The following is a 13106-nucleotide window of genomic DNA, read 5'->3' as shown; positions in this document are numbered from 1 at the left end:
CGCCGGGGCGCTGGCCGGGTTCATCCCTCGCAGATGGGGGGATTCGCGCAAGTCCCGACACTTCGGCCGCCGCGGTGCGCCTGCGTTTCGGGGTCTGTCGATGGGGCGAAGGAAGGTGGCGGGTGGCGAGGGTCCGTGGGCTCGCTGCCCGGGGTCGGTCTTCGCTGCATGTGAGTGTCCTTCGCTGCCCGGACGCCCCGGGACGCTGGAGGGAGGTCAGCCTTCGCTCCCTGGGCGCTGCCACTCGCTGCAGGGACCCCCTCCTTCGCTGCACACGGCCCGCCCGGAACGGCGGCAACCCCAGCGGACAAATCCTGTCCGCCATGCCGAGGATGCTGGAGTCATCGACAACCGGGAGGCAGCACCATGTCATTCAATCCGCATCACTTCGAGACCGAGCAGCAGGGGTACGCGACCTTTCTGGCGCACCAGCAGGATGGCGTCCGAGCCCTGGTTCACGGCCTCGATGACCGGCAGATCCACGCCGCGCCCAGTGCCAGCGCACTGTCCCTGGCCTGGGTGCTGAAGCATCTGACCGTGGTCCAGCAGAACTGGCTCGACGGCGTACTCGCCGCCCCCGAACCGCTGACCGAGGCGCAGAACACCGCGATCAGGGCCCGCAACGGCAACCCGACCGGGCAGGAGACCGCGGCCGAACTGCTGGCAGGGTTCGACGAGGTCTGCGCCGGGGTGGTCGATGCGGCTCGGACGAAAGACCCGGCCATCCCGCTGCCGATCCCGGCCGCCCCGTGGTTCCAGCAGGGCGACGACCACTGGTCGGTGCGCTGGGTCTGGCTGCACCTGTTGCAGGAGATCGCCCGGCACGCCGGCCACGGCGACATCATCCGCGAGACCCTCGACGGCGGCACCGCCTTCGAACTGGTGGCCGCCCACCAGGGCCACACCGAAACCGTCTTCGGGATGCTGCAGCCGTGGACCCCGAAACCGGCACCGTTCACCCGCGGAATCAGTACGGTGGTGCTGGCCGCCGACGACCTGCCTGCGGCCGAGTCCTGGTACGCCGACCTGTTCGGCATCGAGGCCTACTATCACAACCCCGCCTACGTGGAGTTCCGGATCGGGCCCCACGACCACGAGTTCGGCATCCTCAACCGGGCGTACGCGGGGCGGAACTGGGCCGGCGAACCCACCGCGGAACAGCCCGGGGGAGTGGTCGTTCATTTGTGGGTACCCGATGCCGACGCCGCCCTGGCCCACCTGATCGCCAAGGGGGCCACGCCCCAACAGCCGGCCCGCGACTTCAGCGAACCGGGCGTCGGCTATCGCGGCGGATCGGTGGTCGATCCCTTCGGCAACGTCGTCGGGGTCATGGAGCGCCCCTACTGACAAGTTCGCGATCACGAATCAGTAACGGCGGCGTATCTGCCCCCAATGTGAGGGGCACCCACGCAAAGCTTTCCGAAACAGAGTTTCCGGTCGCGACAGAGATGGGTGCCATGAAGAAGCTGACCACGTTACTGCTGACCGGATTACTCGGTCTGACCCTGGCGAGCGCCGCGATGGGCTCGGCCCCCGCGGAACCGCGGTCCGTCCCGGAGGCCGAGTCGAAGTCCTCGCCGGCCGCCGAGTCCCCGGGTGCCGAGCCCCGGGCCGCGGTGCCCGGGGGCGAACTCGCCCGCCGGGCCGCGACCGCGGAGCGGATCAACACCGGCCCGGTGACGTCGCTGACCGTCAGCGGCGCGGACCTGACGCCGGCCTTCGAGGCCGGAATCGTCAACTACGCGTTGTGGTGCCAGGCCTCGGTCAACCCGATGACGGTGACCATCAACGGTGAATCGACCGCGGTCGAACTGGTCGAGGGGCAGCCGCTGATCGTCTCCGGGGGCGGCTCCGAGTACTGGCTGCGCTGCCTGCCGCGGGACTTCCCGCGCCCGGAGGTCACCACCAAGGCGCAGGTCTCCGACGGCTGGTACGTCTCCAGCAGCCACTACACCTGGGTCGGCGCCGAGATGGGGGCCAGCTACGCCTTCGTGATGGACTCCCACGGCACCCCGGTGTGGTACGTGAATGCCCCGTCGGGGGCGATCAACGTCCAGAAGCTGGCCGACGGCCGGCTGAACTGGGCCCAGGGCACCAATCCGCGCGGGGTCAACGACGACAACCCCCGCGACTGGTTCCGCAACTACGACCTCAGCAACGCCACCACCACCCTGCACGGGCCCCCGGACGGCCTGGTCGACGAGCACGAGTACCTCGAGCTGGCCAACGGCAACGTGATGTGGATGAAGTACTGGACCCGGCCGTACGACACCTCCGAGCACCCCGACACCAAGCAGCACGGGTACACCACCGTCATCGACCAGGTCTTCGAGGAGTACACCCCCGGTGGGCAGCTGGTGCACAGCTGGCTGGCCTCGGAGCACCTGGACTACCGCGAGTCGATCCTCAATCCCAAGGTCGCCAACCCCAAGTGGAACGCGCTGGATCCGTACCACTGCAACGCGGTCGGTGAGGACCCCGACGCCAACCAGTTCGGTCAGTACAACATCATCATCTCCTGCCGCAACACCAGCGCGGTCTACCTCGTCGAGCGCAACGCCGACGGGTCGATGGGCCGTGTGCTGTGGAAGCTCGGCAGCGGCCAGCGGCCGCCGCTGGATCCGCAGACCAAGCATGCGGTGATCCAGGGCACGCCCGATGCCACCGGGGTCAAGAACGAGTCCTTCAGCGCCCAGCACGATGCCCGGATCATCCCCGACGGCAGCGCCACCGACGACCGGGTCACCGTCACCCTGTTCGACAACCACACCCAGATGCCGAATGGCCGCGCCCGCGGGGCGCAGTACCAACTCGACCTGGCGGCCGGGACCGCGACCCTGGAGCAGACCTGGGAGGATCCCGACGCCCAGGCCCCCGGGTCCGACGGCAACATGCGGTACATGGGCAGCTTCCGACGCTCGCCGATCGGGGTGCCGAATGAGAACCTGCTCTCCTTCGGCGGCGATCCCGGCTCGCACGGCTACACCGAACTCAACGACGCCGGCGAGGTGCTGCGCACCCTGCGCTGGGTGCCGACCGCGCACCGGGCCCGGACCGACTTCCCGAACTATCGCTGGTACAAGTACGCCCCCGACGCCTTCGACCTGAAGCAACTGCGGGCCTCGGCGAACCAGCCGATGCTGGAGTGCAACGCGCCGTTGCTGGACACCGAGGCCGCGCTGGCCGAGAAGCTGGGGGCACGCTCCCTGGAGATGACCACCGCCCTGGTCGACAACGGCTGCGCCCGGCCGTTCCAGCGCGGCACCATCTTCTATTCACCCAAGGTCGGCCACGCGTACGCGACGGTGAACGGCATCGATGCCCTCTACCGCTCGATGCGCGCGGAGAACAGCCGACTGGGCTACCCGACCGGGAACGAGGTGTGCCGCACCGACGGCTGCCGGCAGACCTTCGAACATGGCGAGATCCACTGGAGCGCGGCCGGCACCTACTCGGTCTACGGCGAGTTCGCCCAGTTGTACGCCCGACTCGGCGGTCCGGAAACCCTGGGATATGCCCGCAGCGCCGAGGCCTGCGGACTCACCCGCGGTGGCTGCTGGCAGGCCGTGGGCGCCGGGTTCCTGGTCTGGTCGCCCGGCAACGGCGCCCATCTGACCAAGAATGCGATCCGGGCCCGCTGGGTCCAGCTCGGGGCCGAGAACGGCCAGCTGGGCTATCCGACCACCGAGGAGCAGTGCACCCTGGTGCGCGGCGGTTGCTGGCAGGGCTTCGAGGGCGGCGCGATCGTCTGGTCGCCGCAGACCGGGGCGTACGAGTCCCAGGGGGCGATCCGGGGCCGCTGGCTGCAACTGGGCGCCGAGAACGGTCGCCTGGGGTACCCGAGCGGTCCGGAGCAATGTGGGCTGACCGGCGGCGGGTGCTGGCAGGCGTACCAGGGCGGCGTGATCGTCTGGGCCCCGGGGGCCGGCGCCTGGGAATCGGTCAACGCGATCCGCGCGGCCTGGCTGCAGGAGGGGGCCGAGAACGGGCGCCTGGGGTATCCGACCTCGGGGGAGACCTGCAGCGAGTCCGGCTGCGTGCAGTGGTTCCAGCGCGGCTGGATCATGTGGACCCCGAGCGGCGGCACCACCGTGGGGACCTCCGGCGAGCCTCGCGCGGCGACCGTACCGCGCGCCGGTACGCCGTCGTCCGCGACTCCGCCGGCGGTCACTCCGCGGGCCGGCGGTACGCCGCAGCCCGGCACCCCGCAGCCCGCCCCGACGGCGGCGCCCGGGGCGGCGCGCTCGGCCGGACCCACGACCGGGTCCACCGCCGAACCCACGGTGACCCCGACCCGAACCGCCGGCAGTACGCCGTCGGCCCGGGTCTCCTGACCCGTTCCCCCGGCCCGGTCTCCTGAGCCGGGGGAGAGGAGGAGCTGTCGGCCTGCGTTGACCGTTCGAACACTCCCACCTAGAATCGAACATAAGTTCGAGAGGCGGGTTGTGATGAATCGAGTGGCGCAGGCCCGACAGCGCAGACAACGAGAGCAGGAATCCGGCCCCGAGCAGATCTACGTGCCGCCGGGCTGGCCCGAGGAGGTACGCCCGCCCGGCGCGCCGGACTGGGAGACCACCGCGGTCGGATTCCTGCTCGACTGCTGCCCGGCCGACTATCGGGGCTATCCGGTGCTGCGGCGGCATCCGCTGGTGCTGGCCCAGTTCGCCAAGGAGTTCGTCGAGGGGCAGTGTGCCGCCAGTCGGACCGGGCTGGCGGGCGTACGCCGGAGCCTGGCGGGGCTGGTTCCGCCGCATGCGGTCGAACAGGCGGCCGAGGCGTGGCAGGAGCAGCAGGCCCAGCTGCTGCGGGTCCGGCGTGGGGTGAGCCTGGTGGAGGAGGCCCTGCGCGGTCAGGAGTTCGTCCGCAAATTGTAGGTATCGTTGCCGATCAGCGACCGTGGGGTGACCCGCCGGAGTGGCTCGGCGACCTAGACTGAAGTTCATGCGCTTGTTGGATCAGATCGATAGCCCCCAGGATGTGCGCGCGCTGGATGCCGCACAGTTGGGGCAATTGGCCGACGAAGTCCGATCCTTCCTGATTCGCCAGGTCAGTCGCACCGGCGGCCACCTCGGGCCCAACCTGGGCGTGGTGGAGTTGAGCATCGCGTTGCACCGGGTGTTCGACTCCCCGCGCGATCCGATCATCTTCGACACCGGTCACCAGAGCTACGTGCACAAGATCCTGACCGGACGCCGCGACGACTTCGGCACCCTGCGCCAGCAGGGCGGTCTGTCCGGCTATCCGTCCCGGGCGGAGTCCGAGCACGACTGGGTGGAGAACTCCCATGCCTCGGTCAGCCTCTCCTGGGCCGAAGGGATGGCCCGCGGCCTGCAACTGCGCGGGGAGACCGACCGCAGCGTGGTCGCCGTGGTCGGTGACGGGGCGCTGACCGGCGGGATGGCCTGGGAGGCGATCAACAACATCGTGGTCGATCAGGATCTGCCGCTGATCATCATCGCCAATGACAACGGTCGTTCCTACACCCCGACCGTCGGCGGGATGGCCCATCACCTCAGCGCCCTGCGTACCGACCGGCGCTATGAGAAGACCCTGGATGTGATCAAGCGCAGTGTCACCGGGGCGCCGTTCTTCGGCAAGCAGATGTATGAATGGCTGCACGGGCTGAAGATCGGCCTCAAGGACGTGCTGGCGCCGCAGGGCCTGTTCGGCGATCTCGGACTGAAGTACGTCGGCCCGATCGACGGACACAACATCGCCGATCTGGAACGTGCCCTGCAGCAGGCCAAGGGCTTCGGCGGCCCGGTCATCGTGCACGTGCTCACCGAGAAGGGCCACGGCTACGACCCGGCGCTGGCCCACGAGCAGGATCGCTTCCACTCAATCGGTCAGATCGACGAGATCACCGGTGAACCGCTCAAGAATGCCAAGCGCACCTGGACCGACGCCTTCTCCGAGGAACTGCTGGCGATCGGCCGGGAACGCGGCGATGTGGTCGCGATCACCGCCGCGATGCTGCATCCCACCGGCCTGCAGCGCTTCGCCGAGGCCTTCCCCGAACGCACCATCGACGTCGGGATCGCCGAGCAGCACGCGACCACCTCGGCGGCCGGCCTGGCCACCGCGGGCCTGCATCCGGTGGTGGCGATCTATTCGACCTTCCTGAACCGCGCCTTCGACCAGCTCCTGATGGACGTGGCGCTGCACCACTGCGGCGTCACCTTCGTGCTGGACCGCGCCGGGGTGACCGGCTCCGACGGCGCCTCGCACAACGGCATGTGGGATCTGTCGCTGCTGCAGATCGTGCCCGGGCTGCGGCTGGCCGCGCCGCGCGACGAGGTACGCCTGCGGCGCTGTCTGCGGGAGGCGGTCGCGGTCAACGACGCACCGACGGTGCTGCGCTACTCCAAGGAACCGATCGTCGCCGAGATTCCCGCGATCGAGCAGATCGGCACCCTCGATGTGCTGGCCCGCGCCGAGGACGCCAAGGTGCTGGTGGTGGCGTACGGCCAGTTCGCCGGGATGGGGATCGAGGTGGCCGAGCGGCTGGGGCAGCAGGGGATCGGCGTCACCGTGGTCGATCCGGTCTGGGCCCTGCCGATCAGCGATGATCTGGTGGACCTGGCCCGCAACCATGACCTGGTGCTCACCCTGGAGGATTCCGGCGAGGTCGGCGGGATGGGCTCCCACCTTTCGCAGTACCTGCGCAAGCACGAGGTCTGGACCCCGCTGCGGGAGTTCGGCATTGCCCAGGAGTTCCTGGCGCACGCCTCCCGCGCCCAGGTGCTGGAGCAGGTGGGGCTGACCCCGCAGGAGATCGCCCGCTACGCCGTGGAGTTCGTCGCCCGGACCACCGATCACGCTCCGGGTCCGTCCGGGCCGGATCCGCACAGCATCAGTCGCTGAGTCCGGCGTGCTCCGCCCGGCGTCCCCGCCCGGCGTCCGGAGCTGACCGGCCTAGCCGGCAAGGGCGGCGCGGATCGCGTCGATCTCCTGCTCGACCCCCGCGACGCGGGTGGGCCGACCGGCGCTCGCGTACGCCTCGGCGGCCTCTTCGCGCTCGGTGATCTCGAGCTGGACGACCCGGCGTACGTCGTCGTCGGTCAACTCCCGGCGGCCGACATCGGCACGCCCGATCCCACGCCCGGAGGCCTCGAGCGCGCCGGCCCGGGGTGCGGGGATCCCGGTGGATTCGGCATTGTCCAGCGCTCCCAGCACCGAGCGCAGGGCGCTCACCGCCGGGATGTCGCGGTTCCGCATGGCCCGCAGCAGGGCCGTACGCAACTTGTCCCGCACCGATTTCTGTGCATTCGTGGGGTTTGCGTTCATGTTTCTGAAGCGTACGTGGGTGTCGTCGCCGGGGATATCCGATTTTTCCCGGACACAACCCGTAACGACGACACCCACGAAACCCCGGCTCAGGCGGGCAGGCTGGCGACCCCCTGCGGCAGGAACCGCCTCCCGAGCACCCGTTCGGAGGCGCCGCGACGATCCAGGTACGGGGTGATCCCGCCGGTGTGGAACGGCCAGCCGGCTCCCAGGATCAGGCACAGGTCGATGTCCATCGGCGCCCGGACGACCCCCTCGGCCAGCATCCGGCCGATCTCATCGGCCAGTGCGTCCTCGGCCCGGGTCAGCACCTGCTCCGGGGTGCTGGCGACATCGCCCTGGACCAGCAACGCCCGGGCCTCGTCGGGCACGAACGGGCGGCCCTTCTCGTCGAGCTCGTAGAAGCCCGGCCGCTTCGCCGCGACCAGCGCCTGCAGGCTCTTCGAGACCGGGAACCGGTCCGCTCCGAAGGCCTCGTTCAGGGTCTCGGCCACGTGCAGGGCGACGCCCGGCCCGACCAACTGGAGCAGGGCCATCGGCGTCATCGGCAGCCCGATCGGGCGCAGCGCGGTGTCGGCGACCTCCAGCGGGGTGCCCTCCTCGACACAGGCCAGCACCGATCCCATCAGCCGGGTCAGTATCCGGTTCACCACGAAGGCGGGGGAGTCCAGCACCAGCACGGCGTTCTTCTTCAGCTGCTTGGCGACCCCGAAGGCGGTGGCCAGGGCTGCGTCGCCGGTGGCCGCACCGCGCACGATCTCCAGCAGCGGCAGCACCGCGACCGGGTTGAAGAAGTGGAAGCCGACCACCCGTTCGGGATGTTGCAGGCCGGCGGCCATCGCGCTGACCGACAGTGAGGACGTGTTGGTGGCCAGGATGCAGTCGGGGCGGACGTGCTGCTCCAGACCGGCGAAGACCTGCTGCTTCACCCCGAGTTCCTCGAACACGGCCTCGATCACGAAGTCGCAATCGGCGAAGTCGGCCTGGTCGGTGGTGCCCGAGACCAGCGCGCGCAGCCCGTTCGCCTTGTCCGGGGAGATCCGCTGCTTGGCCAGCAGCTTCTCGATCTCGCTGGTGACGTACCCGACGCCGCGCTCGACCCGGGCCTGATCCAGGTCGCTCATCACGACCGGGCAGCCCAGTCGGCGGGCGAACAGCAGCGCCAGCTGGGAGGCCATCAGGCCCGCGCCGACGATGCCGACCTTGGTCACCTTGCCGGCCAGCGCCGGATCCGGTGCCCCGGCCGGCTTCTTGGCCCGCTTGTTGACCAGGTCGAAGGCGTACAGGCTGGCGCGGTGCTCGTCGGTCATCACCAGATCGGCCAGGCCCTGGTCCTCGCGGAGGTAGCCCTCCTCCCGGGTGGCGGTCCGCGCGGCGGCCAGGCAGTCCAGGGCCCGGTACGGGGCCGGGGCGGCACCGGCCACCTTGCTGTCGGCAACCCGGCGGCCGGCCTTGATCGCGGCGGACCAGGTCTCCTCGGAGCGGTCGATCTCGGGGCGCTCGACGGTGATCTGCCCGGCGATCACCCGGGCCATCCAGTCGATCGAGCGGGCCAGGTAGTCCGCGCCGTCGAACATCGCGTCGGCCAGTCCCAGCTGGTACGCCTCGGCGCCGGAGAGCACCTTGTTCTGGTTCATCGGGTTCTCGATGATCAGCTTCACCGCGTTCTGGATGCCGACCAGGTTCGGGGTGATCCAGGTCCCACCCCAGCCGGGCAGGATGCCGAGGAAGACCTCGGGGAAGCCGAGGCCGGCCGCGGTGGTGCACACGGTGCGGTACTGGCAGTTCAGCACCACCTCCAGGCCACCACCCAGGGCCAGTCCGTTGATGAACGCGAAGGTCGGGATCCTGGAGGTGGCCAGCTTGTGGAAGGTGCCGTGCCCGAGTTGGGCGACCAGCCGGGCCTGCTCGTGGGTGGTGATCTTGGCGATCTGGCCCAGATCGGCGCCGGCGGCGGTGATGAACGGCTTGCCGGTGATCGCGATGGCGACGATGTCCTCGCGGGCCTGCACCTGGTCCAGGGTGCGGGACAGGGCATGCAGGGTGCCGGGGCCGAAGGTGTTCGGGCGCCGATGATCCAGCCCGTTGTCCAGGCTGATCAGGACCGCGGTGCCGGCGCCGTGGGGGAGGTGGATGTCCCGCGCGATCGCCCGGGTGATCACTTCCCCCTCGGCCATCGCCAGCCCTTGCTCGAGCCGCGCGTCGAAGTCGTCATACAGGGGCGTCGCCGCCACGGTGTTCTCGGAGGTGCTCATTTCAGTTGTCCTTCCCACTCCAGTGCGGGTTCTCCCAGATGACGGTGCCGCCCATGCCCAGGCCGATGCACATGGTGGTGATGCCGTAACGGACCTCGGGGCGGTCGCGGAACTGCCGGGCGAGCTGGATCATCAGTCGCACCCCCGAGCTGGCCAGCGGATGGCCGTACGCGATGGCGCCGCCGTAGGGATTGACCCGCGGGTCGTCCTGGGCGATGCCGAAGTGGTCGAGGAAGGCGAGCACCTGGACCGCGAAGGCCTCGTTGATCTCGAAGGCCTGGATGTCGTCGATGGTGAGCCCGGCGCGCTGCAGCGCCTTCTCGGTGGCCGGCACCGGGCCGACCCCCATCACCGCCGGGTCGACGCCGGCGAAGGCGAACCCGACCAGCGTCATCGCGACCGGGAGGTCGAACTCGGCGGCGGCCTCGGCACTGGCGAGCAGGCAGGCGGTGGCGCCGTCGTTCAGCCCGGCCGCGTTGCCCGGGGTGACATGGCCGTGCGGCCGGAACGGGGTCTTCAGCCCGGCGAGGGCCTCCAGGGTGGTGTCCGGGCGCGGCGGCTCGTCGACGGTGGCCAGGCCCCAACCGAGTTCGGTGCTGCGGACGCCGACCGGGACCAGGGCCTCCTGGATCACCCCGTTCGCGTACGCCTGCGCCGCCCGCTGCTGGGAGAGCAAGGCGTACTCGTCGGCGCGCTGCTTGGTGATCGCGGGAAAGCGGTCGTGCAGGTTCTCCGCGGTCTTGCCCATCACCAGGGCCGAGTCGTCGACGATCCGTTCGGCCAGGAACCGCGGATTCGGGTCGGCGCCCTCGCCCATCGGGTGATGGCCCATGTGCTCCACCCCGCCGGCGATGGCGATGTCGTAGGCGCCGAAGCCGATCCCGGACGCAGTGGTGGTGACCGCGGTCATCGCCCCGGCACACATCCGGTCGATGGCGTACCCCGGAACCGACTTCGGCAGGCCGGACAGCAGCGCGGCGCTGCGGCCGATGGTCAGGCCCTGGTCCCCGATCTGCGTCGTGGCGGCGATGGCCACCTCGTCGATACGTTCGGGCGGCAGTTGATCATGGCGGCGCAGGAGTTCGCGGATGCAGTGCACCACGAGATCGTCGGCGCGGGTCTCGGCATACAGCGAGCCGGCCTTCCCGAACGGAGTGCGCACCCCGTCGACAAACACAACATCGTGTGAGGTAGGTCTCATGGCGATGATGTTACTTCAAAGTAACCAGGATGGGAAGTGGGACTTCCCGCTGTGGGCTATTCCCCGTGCGCGCTGCGCCAGGCGGCCCAGATCTCGGCACGCAGTTGCCCTCGGTCGGGCACGTTGATGCCCGAGCGCCGGGCCCAGTCGCGTACCTCTGCAGTGGACGGAGCCGCGGTGGCGGTCGCCTCGGCTCCCGGCAGGATCCGGTCCCGGGCCGCGTCCTCGATCCCCGCCCAGGCGTGGGCCGCGGCAAGGAAGCGATAGGTCCACTCCTCGGCAAGTTGGCGGGTCTCGCAGAACACCAGCGGCACGCTCGGGTATCGGACCTGGAGTTCGGCCAATCCGTCGGCGACCACAGCCGGCCGGATCCGTTCGAGCTTGTACACCTCGGAGTAGCGATCCTCGATCACCACCGCGGCCCGGGGCAGGGCGGCCAACTCCGCCAGGGCGAAGCGAAGTCTGCCGCCGGTGAGACTGCTGACCAGATCAGCCAATGACTTGCGTTCCACCGCGGCGACCAGCGCTTCCCCGTGGAAGACGCCGTAGTCGCCGCACCGCAGCGCCGCGATGCTGGTGCTCACCTGCTGTCCGGGGAACTTGTAGCGGTACTTCTCGTGGGCATCGACCACGATCGCCAGGTCGGCGATTCCGGCTGCCCGGGCGGTGGGGGTACGCACGTTCGGCCGGGCCTGCTTGCGGGTCCGCGGTGACTGCCAGAACACCGCATCGCGCCCCCGGGCCCGGGTGTAGACGATCTGGGACCGGTTCTCCCGCCCCCGCTCGAGGATGAGGTCGATGGCGGCGCCGCGTCGGACACAGGAGCGCAGGGGCACCTGCTCGACGACCTCGGGCTCGGCCGGCCACTCCTCGACGGGGACCGGATAGCAGAACAGGGCCTTGGTTCGCGGCCAGGTGTCGGAGGTCCGGAACACCAACCCCTCGGCCAGCGGAAGCCGCATCAGGTACGGCAGCCGGGAGTCCGGATCAGGATTGCGCGCGATCACCAGGTCCACCGGATCAACCTCCGCTCGGGCCACCCTGCTCGGCAATGATCCGGGTCAGCGGGCCGACGACGATCTCGCGCTGCCACGGCCGTGCTCCCAGGGCGGCCAGAAAATCGTCCACGGCCGGCTCGGTGGCCTCCGGCGGCTGCCAGGCCAGGCGCCGCCAGTAGTCCGGGGTCAGCAGGTTCTCCGGCGGCAACTGCAGTTCGGTGGCCAGTTCGCCCATCGTCGCCCGCATCGGTACGAACCGGGCGTAGGCGGCGGGATCCTTGCTCTCCCAACTGCGCGGTGGCGGCGGGCCGTCCGGCGGCAGGTGGACCGGCGGCAGCTCGGCGCGGGGCAGCCGTTGGGCCCGCTCAAGCGCGTCCAGCCATTCGGTCTCGTAGCGTTTCGCGGTCCGGCGGTGAAAGCCGGCCACGTCGCGCAGTTCGGTACGCCCCGGCTTCGGCTTCCCGGCGAGCTCGGTGATCGCCACATCCTGCAGCACCCGGCCCGGCGCCCGGTCCAGCCGGCGGGCGATCTCGTCACGGGTCTGCCACAGTTCCCGGACGATGGCCAGGCCGACCCCGGTGCGGACCGAGTGGATGCCGGAGGTGCGTCGCCACGGATCCTGGCGTACCTGGGGCGGGCGGGCGGCCAGGGCGGCCAGATGGGCGAACTCCTGCCGGGCCCATTCGTCCTTGCTGGCGCCGGTGAGTTCCTCGGCCAGCCGGTCCCGCAGCTCGACCAGCAGTTCCACGTCGAGGCTGGCGTAGTTGAGCCAGTCGTGCGGCAGCGGCCGGGAGGACCAGTCCGCGGCCGAGTGTTCCTTCAGCAGGCGTACCCCGAAGAACCGTTCGATCAACGCCCCCAGGCCGACCTTCGGATACCCGAGCAGGCGCCCGGCCAGCTCGGTGTCGAACAGGCTGGTGGGCACCAGGCCCACCTCGGCCAGGCAGGGCGTGTCCTGGGTGGCGGCATGGATGATCCACTGCGCGTCCTGGATGGCCGAGCCCAGCGGGGCCAGATCGGCCAGCGCGGGGTCGTCGACGTCCTTGGGTTCGGGCGCCAGGGCATCGGGATCGATCAGGTGCGTCCCGGCTCCGGCGCGGCGCAGCTGGATCAGATAGGCCCGCGCGGAGTAGCGGAATCCCTGGGCCCGTTCGGCGTCGATGGCCACCGGCCCCGAGCCCGCCGCGAGGGCCTCGATGGAGTCGGCCAGCGCATCGGCGGTCGCGACCACCGGGGGGACGCCGTCGGCCGGTTCGGCCAGGACGGGCAGCTCGACCTCGGCGGAGGTACCCTCGCTCGGGTCGTGTGCGCTCACCGGACCAGAGTAGACCGAGCCAGCCGGTTCCCGCGGCAGGACCGCGGACC

At 70.2% G+C, this 13106-nt stretch carries 9 protein-coding genes; 4 read left to right on the top strand and 5 right to left on the bottom strand.

Annotation, left to right across the window (positions count from 1 at the left end; all coding sequences use genetic code 11):
• Window positions 1-366 precede the first annotated feature (366 nt).
• The 4 genes from G531_RS24855 to dxs all read left to right on the top strand — a co-directional run bounded on the left by G531_RS24855 (window position 367) and on the right by dxs (window position 6864).
• A complete protein-coding gene (locus G531_RS24855; protein ID WP_051215618.1) occupies window positions 367-1347 on the top strand; it encodes a mycothiol transferase in 981 nt (326 codons plus the stop codon).
• 110 nt (window positions 1348-1457) lie between these two features.
• Complete coding sequence (locus tag G531_RS24850) at window positions 1458-4334, top strand: aryl-sulfate sulfotransferase (RefSeq protein ID WP_026928022.1); 2877 nt, start codon at window positions 1458-1460, stop codon at window positions 4332-4334.
• 114 nt (window positions 4335-4448) lie between these two features.
• The gene (locus tag G531_RS0116140) at window positions 4449-4874 is read left to right on the top strand and encodes a hypothetical protein (RefSeq protein WP_211221883.1); all 426 of its coding nucleotides are present in this window, start codon (window positions 4449-4451) and stop codon (window positions 4872-4874) included.
• 67 nt (window positions 4875-4941) lie between these two features.
• A complete protein-coding gene (gene dxs, locus G531_RS23355) occupies window positions 4942-6864 on the top strand; it encodes a 1-deoxy-D-xylulose-5-phosphate synthase (protein WP_051215617.1) in 1923 nt (640 codons plus the stop codon).
• Between the two features lie 51 nt (window positions 6865-6915).
• Here the strand turns inward: dxs and G531_RS23350 are convergent, their stop codons facing one another.
• From G531_RS23350 to G531_RS23345, 5 genes are all read right to left on the bottom strand, one after another.
• The gene (locus tag G531_RS23350; RefSeq protein ID WP_035759388.1) at window positions 6916-7287 is read right to left on the bottom strand and encodes a GatB/YqeY domain-containing protein; all 372 of its coding nucleotides are present in this window, start codon (window positions 7285-7287) and stop codon (window positions 6916-6918) included.
• Window positions 7288-7376: 89 nt separating this feature from the next.
• Window positions 7377-9542 carry a 3-hydroxyacyl-CoA dehydrogenase NAD-binding domain-containing protein gene (locus G531_RS0116125; RefSeq protein WP_169515885.1) on the bottom strand — a complete coding sequence of 722 codons (2166 nt, stop codon included), beginning with the start codon at window positions 9540-9542 and terminating at the stop codon, window positions 7377-7379.
• Between the two features lies 1 nt (window position 9543).
• The gene (locus G531_RS0116120; protein WP_026928019.1) at window positions 9544-10743 is read right to left on the bottom strand and encodes a thiolase family protein; all 1200 of its coding nucleotides are present in this window, start codon (window positions 10741-10743) and stop codon (window positions 9544-9546) included.
• 56 nt (window positions 10744-10799) lie between these two features.
• Complete coding sequence (locus G531_RS0116115) at window positions 10800-11759, bottom strand: ERCC4 domain-containing protein (RefSeq protein ID WP_026928018.1); 960 nt, start codon at window positions 11757-11759, stop codon at window positions 10800-10802.
• Window positions 11760-11763: 4 nt separating this feature from the next.
• On the bottom strand, window positions 11764-13056 hold the full coding sequence (locus tag G531_RS23345; RefSeq protein WP_211221882.1) for an HRDC domain-containing protein: 1293 nt from the start codon (window positions 13054-13056) through the stop codon (window positions 11764-11766).
• Window positions 13057-13106 lie beyond the last annotated feature (50 nt).

The sequence above is a fragment of the Granulicoccus phenolivorans DSM 17626 = NBRC 107789 = JCM 15570 genome (genome assembly GCF_000423085.1).
GTDB lineage: Bacteria > Actinomycetota > Actinomycetes > Propionibacteriales > Propionibacteriaceae > Granulicoccus > Granulicoccus phenolivorans.
Note: the sequence above shows the minus strand (reverse complement) of the source record. Positions and strands in the feature narration are given on the sequence as shown.